Genomic DNA, 18,505 nt, shown 5'->3' with positions numbered 1-18,505 from the left:
GACCATGAGAAAGATTTCGTCCTGAAGTGAAGATCCAACCAGATATGGACTGAGCTCTGCAGGGAAGGCGCCCGGCAATCAGGCTCTCACTAATATATCCTCTTCTGATCTCACCAGTTGATAATACATTTCCCGGTTAAGCATCAAAGTGTCATGTTTTCCTTTTTCTGCCACTTCGCCCTTGTTAAGAACAAAAATACAGTCTGCATTTTTTACTGTGGAGAGTCTGTGGGCAATGATAATGGTGGACTTACCTTTCCGGTAGTTATCAATCTTTTCCTGAATTTCTCTTTCGGTTATCAAGTCAAGCGCTGAGGTAGCTTCATCCAAAATTAATAATTCCGGGTTACGAATCAGCGCTCTCGCTATTGCAATTCGCTGTCTTTGCCCACCGGATAATGTGATTCCTCTCTCGCCAATTACTGTATCATATCCATCAGGTAATGTGAGAATATAATCATGTATCGATGCAATTTGACAGACGTGCATCACCTCTTCATCGCTTACCCCTTCCATCCCCATTAGAATGTTGTTTTTTACTGTATCAGGATACAGATAAGGCTCCTGAAAAACTATCGCGACTCGGCTCGACCAGTCTGCACGATCAATATCACACAAGGGGTGGCCGTTTACTATGATCTGTCCTTCCGAAGGCTCGTGAAAACGGATGAGCAGTTGTGCAATAGTAGATTTACCACTGCCACTTGATCCGACAATGGCTACTTTTTGGCCAATCGGTATATCCAAATACAGCCCGTGAAGAATATCGTCCCCATCCATTTCATAGTTGAATGTAATGTTGCTCAATTGAATAGTATCGATTTTTCCCTTAATTTTTTGTGAGCCCTCTATCCATGTCGGCCCGTCCATTACCCGCCGGATACGATCCAAACTCGCCATCTTTCCTGAAAATTCCATGATCATATTAAATAGATTCTGGAAGGTGTAGACAAGCTGGTTACTAAACTGGTATAAAATAACGAATATTCCGATTGACATTTGCCCCTGCAACACTAAATATCCGCCATAGCATAAAATAAAGACAGTAATGCCCCATCTGATCGGTTCACTGCTGATTAGCTGCAGGTTGACCAGTCTTCCTTCCTCCATCACGGCATGGAAATATTTTTTGAAAAATTTATCATAAATGCGGGATTCCCATTCCATCCGATGGTAGGCGATCACTTCTCTTGTGGAAGAAATTCCTTCCTCCATATGAACGATTAAGTCTGACCGTGTCTCCTGCACCTTTTTCGCGCCTGCTTTCAGTTTGATAGAAAAATGGCGCCCCAGCCAAACGTAAACAATACAGCAAATTAGACTGAATAACAAAATCATCGGGCTGTTGAAACCGACAATTCCAAAGAGAATCAGAGCAGCGGCCAATTGCTGCAATCCTCTGGGCGCATCATTGGCAACCATTCCGCCAACTCTGTCAATATCATTCACCACATAGTGAACATAAGAACCAGTCCGTTCCTTCTGGAGAGCGGACGCAGGAATCTTATACATATGACGCATAAAATCCTGGACGAGATGCTCGGTGAAAGAAGCCTTCGTTTTGTGGATCGTATGCGGGCCAAATGTAAATAAGAAAGAATATACGATAAATGCTCCAATCATTAAAACTAACACATAAGATAATTGCTCATATTGATTGGCAATCAACACATCGTCAATCAACCGCTGCTGCAGGCCGATAATGGCCAGATTTGCGTAGGATTCAGCAATCATCAGCACAGTAGCGAGAACAAGCAATCCCTTGTTCGGACGTATATAGGCATTTAACCATTTAAGATTACTTTTCATTTAAGCACCTTCCATCTTCTGTCCATAGGATAAGTGGTAAAACGCTCCTTTTTGTTCCATTAATTTTTCATAATTTCCACTTTCCAGCACTCTACCATTTTCAATCAAGATAATATTGTCATAGTCCTGGATTGTTGATAAACGGTGTGCCACTGTAATAGTTGTTCTGCCTCTCATCAGCCGCTGGAGAGCTGCCTGTACTTCTTTTTCACTGATCGTGTCAAGGGATGCGGTTGCCTCATCCAGTAAAATGACAGGAGGATTTTTTATAAACATTCTTGCAAGGGAGATCCGCTGCTTCTGCCCGCCAGATAACTTCACTCCGCGCTCCCCAAGCAATGTCTCGTATCCCTGTGGCAGACTGAGAATAAAGTCGTGAGCAAAAGCTGCCTTTGCTGCTTCCATTACTTCTTCTTCTAAGGCCCCCGGTTTTCCGAATAAAATATTCTCACGAACACTTGCACCGAACAGGTACGTTTCCTGAAAAACAAAGCCGAGATTTTCACGTAAATCTTGAAAACTTAATTGATCTATCGGTTGGCCATCTATTAATATCCTCCCTTTTACCGGATCATAAAAACGGCCGATAAGTTTTAGAATAGTAGATTTTCCATTCCCGCTTGCTCCAACTAAGGCTACTTTCTGTCCGGAGGAGACCGACAAACTCAATTCACTTAATATATACGGGCTTTCTGGATAATGAAAAGAAACATTTTGTAACTCTATATTTCCCTGTGCTTTTACCATTTTGACTGGTTGCTGTTCTTCTTGTACGATCGGTGGAATATTCATAAATTGATAGAGCTTTGCTGCCTGATCCATTAATACTCTTTGTTCTGTAATCGAGGTTACAACAGATGTGAGAATTTGCATTGTCTGGAAATAATAAAGCAGGAATGCAATAAAGCCGCCTGTTGACATATCACCAACTAATGTGAGATGCGAACCGACGATAATAATCGCGATACCACCTGCATAATAAGACAGTCGACGGTTTGTTCCCCGCCAATAAGCAAACCAGTATGTTTTAATCATCATTTTATTCAATTGCTTGTATTTACTGTTTACATTGGAAAGGTCCCAGGCTTCCGCCGCATTCGCCCTGAGGTCATTTAGAGAAGCAATACTCTCATACACTTTTTGATTAAAACGTACCCTGTCATCTGCCATTAATTTACCGTACCGTGATGCCTTTTTTTCCAGATATGGACCAAATATGTAATAGAGAAGCAGACTCGGAAGAATGATTAGACTTAACTTCCAGCTAATCGTAACCATCAAGATGATTGAGATTATGGAAAAAATAAGGTTGTTAATCATCCACGGCAGTAGCCGTCTGTACAGATTTTGTAGTGAAGCAACTTCTGTGTTCATGAGAGCAAGGCTTTCTCCGACAGGATGTTTTTCAAAGTAAGCAAACCCTAATTTTCTTAAATGTGAATAAATGGAAAACTGCATATCTCGTGAGGCTTTTTCCTGGAGCGAGCGCTGGACAATGTTGCGTATAGCGGAAAAAGAAATTATGAGTACGACTAGAATAATGACAAAGCTGATCAGCCATATAAATGAATCTGGTTGTTGTTCATTCAGCGTGGAATCGATAAAAAACTGAATCAGTTTAGGAATGACTAATTGTCCACCAGTAATGACGATACCGCAAAAGATGAGTAAAACCAGTCTTCCAATATACGGCTTGAGAAAAGAAAGCGTCCAGAAGTAGACAGAAATTAAAGAACTTGATTTCTCTTTTTGGGTCATATGTACCTCCTTTTTAGAGCAAAAAAAAGACATCGCTTACAAAAATATAACAGGAAGTGACTGGAAAAACAAGAGGGGAGCCAGGAAGAAAATTTCGTCCTGAGGTGGAGATCACAACGAAATCTAGCGCGACCATGAGAAGGATTTCGTCCTGAAGTGAAGATCACGACGAAATCTACCATGACCATGAGAAAGATTTCGTCCTGAAGTGGAGATCACGACGAAATCTACCGTGACCATGAGAAAGATTTCGTCCTGAAGTGAAGATCACGACGAAATCTGCCTTGACCATGAGAAAGATTTCGTCCTGAAGTGAAGATCACGACGAAATCTGTTGCGGAGATGAGAAAGATTTCGTCCTGAAGTGGAGATCACGACGAAATCTACCGTGACCATGAGAAAATTTCGTCCTGAAGCACATTTTTCATCCCTATATCTTCCTATGTAAATATTTGGTATGGTAAAATCCTTATAAGAAGCTTAGAAGAAGGTGAATGTATGGATAACAAAGTAGAGATCTTAGGAATTCCTTTTTCAACATTAACGCTAACGCAAACTACAGTATTATTAGAAGAGCACATTACCAGTAATCCCTCACGAATGTTTCATCTCATAACTGCTAACCCGGAAATCACCATTACTTCCCAGACTGATAAACAATTCCAAAAAATAATGAGGGGTGCGGATTTAATTACACCAGATGGAATTGGAATTGTTATGGCATCCCGTATGAGGAGAGAGCCGATAGCTGAAAGGGTAACAGGATTTGACTTGCTGCATCAGTTACTGGACAAAGGTAATCAACATGGCTGGAGTTTCTATTTTCTTGGAACTGACGAAGACACAAACAATAAGGCTGTAGAGAAAATCAAAACCACCTATCCAAATGTTACTATTGCAGGAAGGCATCATGGCTTTTTTTCAAATAATGAGGAAGAAAAGATACTCATGGAAATTAAACATTCTACTCCTGATATATTAATCGTGGCGATGGGAGCTCCTCACTCAGATAAGTGGATTCACAAACATAAAGATACGTTAGATCAAGTGGGTGTAGTCTTTGGTGTTGGCGGAAGTCTGGATGTTATAGCAGGAAAGGTAAAAGCAACACCAGACTTGTGGAAAAAACTGAATCTGGAATGGCTTCACCGGTTAATGACTGTTCCTGTTGCAAAGGGGCAAAAGTCCAGGTGGTTAAGGCAATCTTCCATACCTAAATTTATATATCAGGCGGTCATTCGAAAACGGTAATTGAAAGCCCGCCTGCCAACTATGCAGAGGGTGGAGAATGCGGAGCCGCAATGCCCCCTCTCTCATCACCACATATCATTTCCTCGCGATCCCTCGTAATGCTTCTTTCGAACTTCCTTCATCTTTCTTTATAACAGATAATGTACCATCTCCTTCGAGAACGACTGCTTCCACCTGATCAAATGAAATCATTCCTTGTTTACGGACTGCCGCTCTTATGTCTTCTATTTGTATTCGATGTTTCTGCATCTGTTTTTCATAAAAAGTACCTTCATAGTAAAGAAAAGATGGAGCAGCCTTTATAATATCAGCAAAAATTTTCGAGTGGGCGGATAGCTTTGCGACAATGTATTGCAGGAATGTTAGCATAAACAAAATGGCGGCCCCTTGCGCAAAAGTGACTTTATCGTTCGTCAGGATAGTGGATAATGTCGCACCATAAGTAATGGTAATGATAAAATCAAACAAATTTATCTGGGTGAGGGTACGCTTACCAAATAACCGCAACAGAAAGAGAAGGAAGGGATAGGCTAACAGACACATCAAGGCAGCCCTGATCATTGTTTTCGTATTATCAAATAATAAAGCATCAAGCATTCGTACACTTCCTTTCTGGGAATTATCTTCTATTCCATTCCCCGCAGAAGAAAAATTAAAACGATAAGGAAGTGCCACTAATTCTTTCCTTCCTCCTGTTTACCATCCTGAATACCGGGAATTGTTTTATATACTACAATTTTGAGAAAGGGTTGGATATCAACATGTACAATTACACAAAACACTATATTAATGGTGAGTGGGTGGAATCAACAGGAAGTGAAACAATTGATGTCATCAATCCAGCTACAGAGGAAAAAATAGGAACAATCAGCTCTGGTACAACAGATGATTTAGATAAAGCTGTTAAAGCGGCAAAAGAGGCGTTTCCTGCTTTCTCTCAAACATCCAGAGAGGAACGTGTTCAATTATTAGAAAATATCGTTCGTGAATATGAAAAAAGAAAAGACGACTTTATTCAAGTCATCACAGAGGAGCTCGGTTCGCCTGTCACTTTTTCAGAAGAAGTGCAATACGAAATGGGCTTGAACCACTTTAAAGCAACAGCAAAAGTTCTCCGTGATTTCCCATTTACAGAGGATCGGGAAAATTCCTATATACAGAAAGATTCGATTGGTGTTGCCGGTTTGATTACACCATGGAATTTTCCAACAAACCAGATCTGTACCAAACTGGCGAGTGCACTTGCAGCCGGCTGTACGGTAGTGTTTAAGCCTGCAACGAAAACACCATTTGCATCGATTCTACTGATGGAAGTTCTTGAAAAAGCTGGTGTACCAAAAGGTGTAGTCAACCTGGTCAATGGCAGAGGCTCTGTCATCGGTGACGGAATCAGTACTCACCCGGATATTGATTTTGTCTCATTCACAGGTTCTGGCAAAGTCGGCTCCAATATTATGAAAAATGCGGCAGAAGATATTAAGAAAGTGGCACTGGAGTTAGGTGGAAAATCGCCAATCGTTGTGCTGGATGATGCAGATATAGAAACAGCGGCGAGAACAGCTATTTCCAACATTGCGGCCAATACAGGGCAAGTCTGCACAGCCGGAACACGGACTTTAATACCGAAAAATATGCATGACAAATTTGTAGACGCTGTAAAAAACCTTGTGGAGGAGTACCCTGTCGGTGATCCGAAAGATAAGAACACATTCACAGGGCCGCAAGTTTCTGAGGATCAGTGGGAAACGGTACAGGATTACATTCAAAAAGGTATAGACAGCGGGGCTGAATTGATTGTGGGCGGAAAAGGGAAACCAGAAGGGTTAGAAAAAGGCTACTACTCCCGAATTACAATGTTCACAAACTTAAGCCATGATGACACCATTGCACAGGAAGAAATTTTCGGGCCTGTAATGACCGTGTTCACATATGAAACGATTGAAGAAGCGATCGAGCTTGCGAATGATGTCGTTTATGGTCTTGCTGGCTATGTTGTTGGGAACGATCCGGAAAAAGTAGCAAAAGTAGCTAAGAGCATCAGGGCCGGCAGAATTGTTATTAACAACAGTGACCCTGATTTCACTGCACCATTCGGCGGCTTTAAACAATCAGGTATTGGCAGGGAATGGGGAGATTATGGTATAGAAGAATTTTTAGAACCTAAGACGATTTTAGGTTTGCCTAAATAGAAGTTAATAACCGTAAGAACGGGTGTATCGAGACAGGTATCTGATAAAGTGATTGGATATCTTCCGAGCACCCGTTTTTTTGCTGTCCAAAAAGATCTTCTGTATGTTGTGCCTTATTTACATGTTTAGTGAGTGATCTAATTTTTGTGTGAAGATAAAGCGACTAACTTAAGGCCTTGGATTCGCCTTTCATGTGGTCTGATTCGGTGTTTGAAGAATAAATGAGTTTGATTATTATTCTCGGTTTCTACTAATATTGGAACATATTACTAAAATGCTATCCAGAAACTCCACAGATGGCCAAACAACGACAACAAGCAGAGAAGAATTAGCTATGTTGGGACATAAGAGGGGTTTTTGAAGAAGATGAGAATAAAATTATTCAAGACAAAATCAATCGCTGGGCAGTTAAGATTGGTGAGGTAATGACTCACCGAACCGAGATTGTCTCACTTCCTGTTGCCAACAAAGACAGATTTGCGGGATTGCCAATACATATTAGCATGCTTAATTAGAACTAATATAAAAAAGCCAACCTCCCCCTAAAAGAAAGACTGGCTTTTTATAAAAACTCTTCTGCTATTCCTCGAACATCTGAACAAGCCGCTCGCTGGAAACTTTCGATCCTGCATTGATCCGCTTTAATGCAAAGAGACTTGACGGGTCACCGCGGCGGACGGTACTTACTCCGTTTTCTGTGCTCAATGTTACATTGTATCCTAATTCTTCAAGCATTTGTTCTGATTGTAATGTATATTCACCATAAGGATAGGCATATGCATACACTTCATTACCGATCCTCTGCTCAATTTCTTCCTCCAGAAGAAGAGTATCTTCCATGAAAGCCCGGGCATACTCGCCAGTCTTTTCATTTTCCTTAGGTAAGGAGGCATACCGTTCAGCCTCTGCACTTTCATGCATGTCAAAACTGTGATTTTGCAGTTCAATTAAACCTGATTCATACATTTCTTTACCCTGCCGCCAGGAAAAGTGAGGATAAAACTTTGCACCTTCAATCCGATGTGTATCACGTCCGACAGACCAGCCAATCATGAAGATGGTTGCTTTCATGTCTAATTTTTTCAGGACAGGATAAGCATATTCATAATTACTTAAATATCCATCATCAAATGTGACAACAACAGGCTTCTCTGGCAATTCTGTTTTCCCATTTACATAGTCTGCGAGCTCATTTAAATGAATCGTCGTGTATCCTGCTTCCTTCACTGCGATCATATCCTGCTCGAATTTTTCCGGTGAAATGATCATCGTGTTGTGTAAGCTCGCATCTGTACTTATATGATGATACATAAGGATAGGTATATCCAATTCCGCGTCCTTACCGCCCGTTGCCGTCTGGGCTGGTGGAGTAAAAATCTTCTCAGCATGTTCATCTACATTTTCCTTCGTAGTATAGTGTCCGAAGTTTTCCGGTACGTATACATCAGGGTCATCAAACATATAGCCAAGAATCATCTCTCCAACATTATTGCGGTAGTGCATGGAATCATAGTAATAACGTGGATCATCACTGATCGATGTATATCCGCTGAAATCCCAAAAATCAGTAACTTCAGCAAGTTTTCGCCAGTACTCTTTCAGTTCGTCCATATTATATGTCTGAAGCTCGGATTTATAGGTCGCTCCTGTAACAAAGGTAAAGTTTACATCATGCTCTTCTGCAAAATCCTTCATCCGCTGTAATGAATCGACATTCTGGTCAATAGCAATACCTTCTGTTTTACCCATTGGCAGATTAAAAGATGGATTCTGTTTCCAGAATTCTTCGAGATTATTAACATTCTCTTTATCACGTTCTACTTTGTTATAAACTCCTGTTTCCGGTATGATTTGTGAATACTCCATTGGATTGATTGAATTTTTTCCAAAGCCCTCAAGTTTTTCGTATCCGTATGCTGGATTCAACCATAAATATTTTAAATAAAATGGAAGAAGAGGTTCATCTGACACTTTTGCGTGCAGGCTTTGTTTAAAATCGGTCGCTTCCTCATGGAAATGCCCAATCTCCTGCATGGACATATGGAGGACAATATTCTTTACTTCATAGTTATCAATCAGATAATAAAGTGTTTCCTCATAATCATGAAAATCGCCGCCATACATCATCATACTGTAAAAGCTGGCATCCCCGTAATATTCATTTAACAGCTCTGGTGAAATCGAGCTGGATTTTGACCCGCCAATAATATAGGAGTCATATTCTTCATGGTGCTCATCAAGGTAGGCGATTTTCGCTACACGTGGATTGTTGACCATATTGTAGGAATCCCATTTCAAAACCTTGTCACCAAAAACTCCAAATGGATCCACAATTATGTTGAAACCACCTAACAAAATACCAGCGATCACCAGTCCACCAATAAATGCACCTAACCACTTCTTTAATTTCATACTGCACCTCTAAAATTGGAAATATAAAAAGTCTGACACTGCCGTCATTTGAGCCAATGCTAAACCGAGCAAGAGTGCTGCGATGACAGCATTTTTTACACTTGGCTTAAATTCTTCTTTCATCTCATTGGAGCTCTTGCCAAAGAAGGCAATAGCCATTGCTACAAGTAATATAACAATCGTTACGGCATTATACATCGTAAATGTATAAATTTCATAACCTATTTCTGTCATGCTTAAGCTGGCAAACTGCTGAAAATCAAACATTTTTTTCATAACAGTTACTGCCTGAGCCGTGTCTGTTGCTACAAAAAGGATCCTTGTTCCGACAACTCCGGCAAATGTGAGTATCCATGCTACGATGAACGGAAGCTGCCATTCGCGTCGCCGCATGAAGTGGGACATACAGACAAACACTCCGTTAATAATTCCCCACAGTACAAAACTCCAGCCAGCTCCGTGCCAGAAACCGGACACGAAGAATGTGACCATTACAGCAAAATAAAAGTTAAAGCTTCCTTTTCCTTTCTTATAAACACTGCGGAAAATATATGTCGAAAGGAAACGGGATAACGTGATGTGCCACCGCTGCCAGTAATCACGGAAGTTTCGTGCCTTATATGGTGACTTGAAGTTCTGCGGCAGTTTGATGTTAAAAAACAACCCAAGTCCAATTGCCATATCAGCATATCCGGATAAATCGAAATAGTAGGACAGCGTGTAGCTGAATGTGGCTAACCATGAAGCCAGAACGTCATAGGAAGCTACATCTGCAAAATATGCCGATCCATATGCTGTTAACGGATCCGCCAATACGACTTTCTTTGCCGCACCCATAGAAAATAAAAAGATCCCGAGCATCATATTGTATTTGTTAAAAAATGTACGTTTCTCGTCCTCAAGCTGTGGTACCACTTCTTTATGATGCACAATCGGACCGACAATAAGCTGCGGGAAGAATGTAATAAAAACAAGGTAATTAATGAAGGAATACTCCTCTGTCTGCCCCTTATAACAATCTACGAGAAAGGCAATAAGCTGGAACGTAAAAAAGGATATCCCGAGCGGAAGTAAAATATCCATCAGGTTATATGAGCGGTCCATCAGGAAGTTTACATTCTCGATGACAAAATTCGCATATTTATAATAACCAAGCAATACAATATTTTCTGTTAACCCAACTGTAAGCAGAAGCTTTTTTTTCAATTGGGCATGAGGCCCGCTTGCCCGTATAATCGATATCCCGATCAAATAATTGAAAATTACCGAAGCAATGAAAGCAAGGACAAAACTCCCGCTTCCGTGCCAGTAAAAAAATAAGGAAGCTAAAATTAGCCACACTTTCGATAATTCTGTGTAAAGAAAATGTGACAGCAATCTATATCCTAGAAAAGTAATTGGTAGAAACACCAAAATAAACAGGTATGTGGAAAAAATCACGAAAAAGACTCCTCTGCTACTGTATGAAATGGAGAAGACGTGATCAATCACCATTAAAGTAATTTCTTCGCCTTACACACCATATCATTCTATCACTTTTTCAGAAGATAGTAAAAATAAAATTGGTGAATAAAGTCTGGTATTAACAGTTACATGAGCCTTTTCCCTGGTTGTACTCGCTTATTAATAAAACAGAACAAATGTTCTTGATATTTGAATAGGAATACGCTATGATAGAAATCTAAGCAAGGATGAAATACGATAATGACAGTGAAACTCCTGGCCGGTATTGCAAAAATAAGAGACAGAAAAAGTTTCTTTGCAGGAGATTGGGGTATATTGGTAATAAATAAGTAGCTTTCGTTAGATGATAGTTTTTTATCAGAACATTATGAATTCTCCAGATAGTTTCTTACCCGCAAATCAGATGGTGTTGATATCCTGTCATGTCGTGATTATTAAAATTATTTGAGAGCTAAAACCTCTGAGATACTCGAGGAAATGAGCAACCTGATAGTATTCAATTGGGATGAAAAATCCTGCTTGAGTAAATGTCTCTCTATATAATAGTTTCCTTTGCCATTTACATATACCTGACTCTTTATTTCAAGAGGGATAAAGTAGAAGGATAATTAAGGAGGAATGACTGTGGCTGAAATAATTACCATTACTTCTGGAAAAGGTGGAGTAGGGAAGACGACAATTACTGCTAATTTAGGTACAGCCCTTGCTCTATTAGGAAAAAAAGTTTGCCTGATAGATGCGGATTTCGGGTTAAGGAATTTAGATATTCCATTAGGTTTAAGCAACAGAATAGTATATGATCTCTCCGATTATATGAATCGACGTTGTGAATTACGCCATGTTGAAATTAAAGACAAATCCCTGCCTAATTTATCACTTATCCCCAGCAGTCAGACCGATGGACAAGTCCAGGAACCAGAACAATTTAAAGAAATAATAGAAGAAATAGCGGTTAATTTTGATTATGTGCTGATCGATTCTCCTGCTGGCATCGAAAGCGGTTTTCAAAATGCTGCGTATGCTGCGAATGATGCCATAGTTGTTGTAACGCCATTTCTCTCTTCGATACATGATGCGGACAGAGTGATAGGCATTTTAGAAGATGAGATGTCATTTTCTCCAAAAGTGATTTTAAATATGACCGAGGAAAATGATAAGAAGGCTAAGTCGCTAAATATGATCAGTAAAGAAGAAATTTTTGATATATTGCAGATAAAAGAATTAGGGAGTATTCTTAACGACCCTGAAGTGATCCGTTCCATTGAAAGAGGGCAGCCAGTTGCTCTGAATCCTCAGGTAGAGAATGGATTGCGGTTTCGCCACATTGCCCGTAATATGATGACACATCAGTATGACCCGTATGTTCCTGTAAAAGTGAAAAAGAAACAGGGACGCATTTTCCCGTTGCAACATAAACTTAAATGGATAAGCGGCAGAATGTAGATTTGACGGGTAAAGCAACTTCAGGAACAGAACCCGAATGGAAGAATCCCATTAACCCGCTCAGCACCGTGCTTTGACCTTCTTTCATGTTTATACTATACTTTAATCTAAAATTATCATTATTTTAGAGGTGTTGATAGTGGGGGCAAGAGGCAGAAAAAAAGGATCAGACGGTGAAAAAAGCAGAAAACTAATGCTTCAGATTGCCGCAGAGGAATTTGCACTGAATGGATTCCATGACACGAAAATAAGTAATATCGTAAAGCGGGCAGGATTAACTCAACCGGCATTTTATTTATACTTTTCGAGTAAGGATGCGATTTATCAGGAATTAATTGACCAATTTACGTATAAATTAGAAGAGCTTGTTGGCATCAGCAGACTTGAATCAAATGTTACTTTCGATACCTTGGCAGAACGGATAGGAGTAGGATTGGGAGCGATATTTACATTTTTTGAACAAAATGAATACTTAGCAAAAATTGCTTTTATTCATTCTGATAATTCTTCCGAAATTAAGGAAAAGCTTGCAGCCCAAATTGCAGAAAACCTGAGGATCGAACAAAGATATAGTTATTTCCGGTCTGATGTCGATGTAATGATTGCAGCACAACTTGTAATAAGTGCGTTGGAACGTCTCTCCTTAGCCTATTTATGGACAGGTGAAAAAACGGCCAAAGAGATAACAAATGAAACGGTTCAGATTATATTGAACGGACTTATAAAGAAAAGATGAACATTTCAGTCAGGTTCCGATTTCGGGGCCTTTTTTCATTTTTTTAACAGTAATACAGAGTGGCTAATGGAGAACTGTCCATGTGAAGGCAGGATCTATTCATTACCCTAGTGCTATCCTTCTAATCCCGCTGTTCAAAACTCTTAATTTATAAGCTAAGCAGCATTTTTTAAAACACACCATACGTGAACAAAACATCCTCATTTTCCGAGTTTTCTGACACAAACTTGCTGAAATGTGTATATTTCTCCGAGTTTTCCATACATCGGGTTAAGTTTGACAAGGTGTCTGTTACCCCAGGCTCCGATATGATGTAGTCACCGCGGAATACTCGATAGGCGCTTATCCTTAGGGGTAAAAGAAATGACGCATTTTGATAAGGTGCTGAAGGAAAATGAGCGAATCATCCACTATTTGATTCACAAATATAAGATTCGGGATGAAGAAGGAGAATTTTTTCAGGAAGGGATGATTGCATTATGGCATGCGACAGAAACGTATGATCCATCAAAAATGAAGTTATCCACATATATTTACAGCTGCATTTCCAACAGGTTTCTAAATATGATCAAAAAAGACAGCCGTGAATATGAATATTTGCTTGCATGGCTAGAGCAGGTGAAAATGGAAGATTTGTTAGTGGAAGATCAACTTGCTATTGATAGCAAGCTATTACAAGACATCCGCGGTATTTTATCTGAAAACCAGTGGCGCTGGGTTGTTCATTTTGTATTAGAAGAGAAACAGATTGGAGAGATTGCGGATAAATACGATGTCACGGTTTCGGCAGTGAAAAGCTGGAGGAAAAATGCCCGACTGAAAATTCGACGATTTTTAAAGGAAACAGAATATGTTGAATGAAGGTTCACTAAAGCTCTAGTAATTTTTGACCTGTTTATGTCGAAAAATAATCAAAAATGTATGGATATATAACCAGATTTTAAGTATAATGGAAATAGAATTAGGAAATTGGAATTAATAGATAGGATGGTTTTTATATATGACTACTTTTAGAACCGCTGATTTAATCGGATCGATCCCTAATAATGGCATGTATGTACAATCAAATAAAAAGGGTTCAGGCGATGTTTCGACAAGTGCAGTAAATGAATGGAAGATGGTTTTTGGTGATGAAGCACGAAAGATCAATCCATTATTTGATGTGAAAATTCAACGGAATGAGTTAATTCAAAGTTCGATTGCACAAGATGACTGGAGTGCCTATAATGCGTTTGAAGCAACGCAGCATCCTGCATGGTATGAAGAAGTAAATGGCGTATTCGAAAAGAATAAGATTTATTACGGAAACTTAATTGAATCTAAATTGAGGGCAATTAAGGATGCCGAGGCAGAAGGTGACCAGGAGAAAGTTGAATTGTGGGAAAACAGTTTAAATGAAGCCATTCAGGACTTTAATAACGCACCAGGTATTGTGCCATATGTTGTAGGATTAAACCATAATGAAAAAGTGGCAAACGAATATGGGGTAGAAGAACCAGCGGATGATTTCTTTGCAAGTCCATATAATGCATCCATTGTATTAAACCAGGGCAAGTTTGAGTCGAATCAATGGTTTGAGAATGCTATTTTTGAGGAAGATCCTGAATTAAAAGTTCATATAGAGAATCTCGTTGCAGATAAATCCTCTGTTACAGAAGAGGCAGTAACTGAAGGAACACAAGAAACAGACAACGAAGTACAGTTAGCGACAGAAGAAACTCAGGTGGAAGCAGATCAGCAAACAGTAGCGAGCTCTATAGTTAATGAAGCAGACAACACAGTTACAAGCTCTCTTGTTGATGAAACAAATGAGACAGATAAAACAGTTACAAGCTCTATTATAGAAGAAGCAAATAAAGAAAATACAGAGCTTAGTCTGCATCAATTTTTGTGGAACAATGTGAAAGATTCAATTAAACCAGATATTATGGAAGTAATGAATAAATATAAAATTGGATAATGTGAAGTGCTCCCTTGATTGGGAGCATTTTTTGTATAAAAAACTAACCCACCAGTGAAACTGGCGAGTTAGCATCGTTTTGCTATGATTTTTGTTTGTACGGTATCTTTTTAGGTGTTGCACCGAAAAGAATCCAGCTGTATTTATATCGGGTAACAAAACCGACAATCAGCCATGAAAGTAATAATACGATGAGGAAGCCGCCGAAACTCTTTAAGTGATACAGCAGTGAGCTTCCAGGCATCGGTAAATATTTCTGATAGACATTCAGTATGAACAAATGAATCAGATATACACCAAATGACACGACACCTAAATGAATGAGAATATTGTTCAGCTTCACACCCCAATTTTTATAAATATAGAAGGAAGCTTGCAATAATACGATGGCAGAGAAGATCGTGTGACCATTCCAAAATGCTTCATAGACAAGATTTTCCGCCCACTGGCCTGTTGTGCGTGTCCAGACCCATAAAACTGCATGGCCGATAGAGAACACAGCCCAGCATAACCAGGTTAGAGCAGTCATCCATTTATGCTTTGTCTTAAACTGAAAGGAAAAAAAGTCTGCAAATTTATCAAAATTCACTCCTAAATAAATCCCTAAAAAGTAGTAGCTCATGTATGACAGGGAGATGATCCCTTTATTCATAATGAAGCCATATTGATGATTCAGTAAAACAAAAGCCCATTGGATGATAAAACCTAGTATAATTGCGTATTTTACTAGACCCGGCCACTTTTTAAATATATATAGCAGTATCGGGAATAGCAAATAAAACTGGATACTGATAAAAACAAAATATAAGTGAGAAGCAGTGCTTCCTGTTAATAGCTGGTGAAAGAATGTGTTGATTAATTCTGAATTTGATAGAACGCTAGAATAATACTCGTAGTTGTACATAAAGTAAACGACAGAGAAAATGATATACGGCAAAATAATATACAGTAATCTTTTCTTGTAAAATCCTCCTATTAACTTGCTTGTTAAAGGCCTGTGATAGTAAGAATAGAATAAAACAAAACTGCTTAAGAATATAAATGTAGGTGTACCAAAACGAAAGAACGTATTTAAAAAGCTGTACGCCTCAAAAGTAAAAGTATCTGAATTATACTGCGAAACAGGGAATGACGTGGCATGCACAATTAATACACCGATTATGGCAAGTGCCCTTGTCACATAAATTTCATTAATATATCTTTTATTCAAAAAATCACTCTTTTCTATTTCTGAATGAACTGCATTTGTATGTTGAATGGTAACATAGATAATGATAAAATAACCTTATCTGTGTGTCAATATTGCTAATAATAGGAGGAAATATGAAAAAAGTATATATATGGGGTTTGCTGATACTTGTCATCATCGTGATCGGTGGCGGTATAACCTTAATGATGAGCAACAATAATAAAACAAATACAGTTAACGAGGATACAGATGCAGCCGGTACTGATACAAGTACAGAAGATATGGAAACTCTAGTAAAAGAATATCAGTTACCTAAAGCGATGGAGTCTTTTGATGAAAGTTATGATGTGATCGTTATTGGCGGAGAGCCAGAAGGTGTAGCGGCTGCAGTGTCGGCTGCACGGAATGGGCAGAAAACATTGCTTGTTGAAACACGTGAGGAGCTTGGCGGTCTATTTACATATGGCATGCTGAATTTTCTTGATATTCCTCAGGGTGTTGATGGAAAAAATGTTAGTGAGGGAATTTTTAAAGAGTGGCATCAGATGGTTGGTAACGGTAATGCGTTTAGAATCGAAGAAGCCAAAGCTGCTTTTAAAAAATTAGTAGATAATGAAGATAATCTCTCATTAACTACTAAGACAGATGTCATGGAAGCTGTTAAAGATGATACAAACACAGTAACATCTGTGAAGCTGTCGAATGAACATGGAGAATTCGAGGTAGCGGGAGAAGCATTTATTGATGCGACTCAGGATGCAGATTTTGCCGTAATGGCAGATGCTCCTTACTTCACAGGTGGGGAAGATATCGGTATTGCTGATCGCCGGATGGCAGTAACATTAATGATTCATTTAACTGGTGTCGACTGGGACGGAGTGAGAAGAGCGGTCGAAGAGGAAACGTTTGGTACATCTGCAATGAATGACCATGTTGCTTGGGGATTCAGTGACCTTCATTATGATTATAAACCAGTCCAGGAAAACACCCGTTTACGTGGATTGAATTTAGCAAAAGTTGGCGATGAATATTTTATTAATGCATTGCAGATTTTTGGCATAAACGGATTGGATGAAGAATCGAAACAGCACGCAATTGAAGTAGGAGCAACAGAAACAGAACATATTGTGGAGTTTTTACGGGCAGAGTTCCCAGGTTTCGAAAATGCAGAAATAGCAAGTATTCCGGAAGAATTATATGTTCGGGAAACACGCCATATTCTTGCTGAGTATCAATTGCCAATGGCAGATGTGTGGACGAATAAAGATCATTGGGACAGCATTGCACTAGGTGCATACCCTGTCGATGTACAGGCACAGACAACGGAAGATTACGGATTTGTAATTGCTGATCCGATCCAGTACGCTATTCCGTTCCGCTCTATTGTCCCGCAAGAAGTGAATGGTCTTCTTGTTGTTAGCCGTTCAGCGGGCTATTCCTCGCTTGCTGCCGGTAGTGCCCGGATCGTGCCAACAGGTATGGCGGTTGCCGAAGGAGCTGGAGCAGCAGCGGCAGTAGCAAATGAAGAAGGAATTTCTTTTAGAGAGATGACTGAAAATGAAGAATTAATTGAACAAGTAAGAACGAAACTGGATGAACAAGGTGCCTATGTTGATCACTTTGAATTAGAATATCCATATCAGGGTGAATGGTATGATGAATCGATTCAGAAATTGATTAACTATGGGGTGGTTGTGGCAAGTTATACGAATGAACTGCCGGTCGATGATCAGGCAAGCAACCAGGCGCTTGTAAATGTGTTAAATAGTGCAATCCAGCGTTCAAATGGTTCATTCTATGAAATGAATAATGCAGCCATTCAGGAAGTATACAGTACCGCATATGCTGGGGAACCGCAAAATTTAACGAAAGAAATGGTATTGGAAAATCTATCTGCTATTTTTGCCAAAGATGCTTCTTCTGCAAATTGGGATGCATTGATTGAGCAGGGAGTAGTAACAGCAGAGCATGTAGAACAATTGCCTGATGAAAATGTACAATACAAGCATATCTATGCACTCGTTGCGGATATGGTAACATATTTAGAAAACTTAGAAGAATAGGATAAAGGGAAAGAGGCTTTTTCGAAGGCCTCTTCTTTTTTTTGCTGATTAAGAGAGAGTGTTACGGCGGTTCCTCTTTAGTTGTGATGATGATATCTGTTGGGATTTTACTAAATATGTCTTATCAAAAAGGAAGGAGAGAAACTGGGAAGAATGCAGGGGTCCTGGTGTGATTCGCTGTATCAGGACGAAATCTCCTTTATCGAGCACCGAGATTTAGTTGTGATTCTC

The 18,505-nt window shown here is 39.5% G+C and carries 13 protein-coding genes; 7 read left to right on the top strand and 6 right to left on the bottom strand.

What is annotated here, in order from left to right:
• Positions 1-78: 78 nt before the first annotated feature.
• Together BMW36_RS09700 and BMW36_RS09695 are read right to left on the bottom strand one after the other, a co-directional pair.
• Positions 79-1,809 (bottom strand): ABC transporter ATP-binding protein, encoded by a 1,731-nt coding sequence (locus tag BMW36_RS09700; protein WP_089740675.1) that lies wholly within the window; start codon positions 1,807-1,809, stop codon positions 79-81.
• Positions 1,810-3,567, bottom strand: coding sequence for an ABC transporter ATP-binding protein (locus BMW36_RS09695; RefSeq protein ID WP_175480401.1), 1,758 nt, complete (start codon positions 3,565-3,567; stop codon positions 1,810-1,812).
• Positions 3,568-4,065: 498 nt separating this feature from the next.
• Between BMW36_RS09695 and BMW36_RS09690 the strand changes: the two genes are divergently transcribed.
• Positions 4,066-4,818 carry a WecB/TagA/CpsF family glycosyltransferase gene (locus BMW36_RS09690; protein ID WP_089740673.1) on the top strand — a complete coding sequence of 251 codons (753 nt, stop codon included), beginning with the start codon at positions 4,066-4,068 and terminating at the stop codon, positions 4,816-4,818.
• 75 nt (positions 4,819-4,893) lie between these two features.
• On the opposite strand, the gene BMW36_RS09685 is transcribed toward BMW36_RS09690, so the two are convergent.
• Positions 4,894-5,493, bottom strand: coding sequence for a DUF421 domain-containing protein (locus BMW36_RS09685; RefSeq protein WP_089740672.1), 600 nt, complete (start codon positions 5,491-5,493; stop codon positions 4,894-4,896).
• A gap of 86 nt (positions 5,494-5,579) precedes the next feature.
• Between BMW36_RS09685 and BMW36_RS09680 the strand changes: the two genes are divergently transcribed.
• Entirely contained in the window at positions 5,580-7,007 is a 1,428-nt protein-coding gene (locus BMW36_RS09680) for an aldehyde dehydrogenase family protein (protein WP_089740671.1), read from the top strand.
• A 579-nt stretch (positions 7,008-7,586) separates the two neighbouring features.
• Here the strand turns inward: BMW36_RS09680 and BMW36_RS09675 are convergent.
• On the bottom strand, positions 7,587-9,419 hold the full coding sequence (locus BMW36_RS09675; protein ID WP_089740670.1) for a polysaccharide deacetylase family protein: 1,833 nt from the start codon (positions 9,417-9,419) through the stop codon (positions 7,587-7,589).
• A gap of 9 nt (positions 9,420-9,428) precedes the next feature.
• Entirely contained in the window at positions 9,429-10,859 is a 1,431-nt protein-coding gene (locus tag BMW36_RS09670) for an MBOAT family O-acyltransferase (protein ID WP_175480400.1), read from the bottom strand.
• 648 nt (positions 10,860-11,507) lie between these two features.
• On the opposite strand from BMW36_RS09670, the gene minD reads away from it, so the two are divergent.
• From minD to BMW36_RS09650, 4 genes are all read left to right on the top strand, one after another.
• Positions 11,508-12,326 (top strand): septum site-determining protein MinD, encoded by an 819-nt coding sequence (minD, locus tag BMW36_RS09665; RefSeq protein WP_175480399.1) that lies wholly within the window; start codon positions 11,508-11,510, stop codon positions 12,324-12,326.
• Between the two features lie 139 nt (positions 12,327-12,465).
• Complete coding sequence (locus BMW36_RS09660; protein ID WP_089740667.1) at positions 12,466-13,062, top strand: TetR/AcrR family transcriptional regulator; 597 nt, start codon at positions 12,466-12,468, stop codon at positions 13,060-13,062.
• 363 nt (positions 13,063-13,425) lie between these two features.
• Positions 13,426-13,923: a sigma-70 family RNA polymerase sigma factor gene (locus BMW36_RS09655; protein ID WP_089740666.1), complete on the top strand. Its 498-nt coding sequence runs from the start codon at positions 13,426-13,428 to the stop codon at positions 13,921-13,923.
• Positions 13,924-14,062: 139 nt separating this feature from the next.
• Positions 14,063-15,022 carry a hypothetical protein gene (locus BMW36_RS09650; protein ID WP_089740665.1) on the top strand — a complete coding sequence of 320 codons (960 nt, stop codon included), beginning with the start codon at positions 14,063-14,065 and terminating at the stop codon, positions 15,020-15,022.
• Positions 15,023-15,104: 82 nt separating this feature from the next.
• Here BMW36_RS09650 and BMW36_RS09645 read toward each other — a convergent pair whose 3' ends face one another.
• A complete protein-coding gene (locus BMW36_RS09645; RefSeq protein WP_175480398.1) occupies positions 15,105-16,232 on the bottom strand; it encodes an acyltransferase in 1,128 nt (375 codons plus the stop codon).
• A gap of 113 nt (positions 16,233-16,345) precedes the next feature.
• Between BMW36_RS09645 and BMW36_RS09640 the strand changes: the two genes are divergently transcribed.
• A complete protein-coding gene (locus BMW36_RS09640) occupies positions 16,346-18,274 on the top strand; it encodes an FAD-dependent oxidoreductase (protein ID WP_089740663.1) in 1,929 nt (642 codons plus the stop codon).
• Positions 18,275-18,505 lie beyond the last annotated feature (231 nt).

Source organism: Gracilibacillus ureilyticus (assembly GCF_900111195.1).
GTDB lineage: Bacteria > Bacillota > Bacilli > Bacillales > Amphibacillaceae > Gracilibacillus > Gracilibacillus ureilyticus.
The sequence above is the reverse complement of the archived record's forward strand: the minus strand, read 5'-3'. Positions and strand labels throughout refer to the sequence as shown.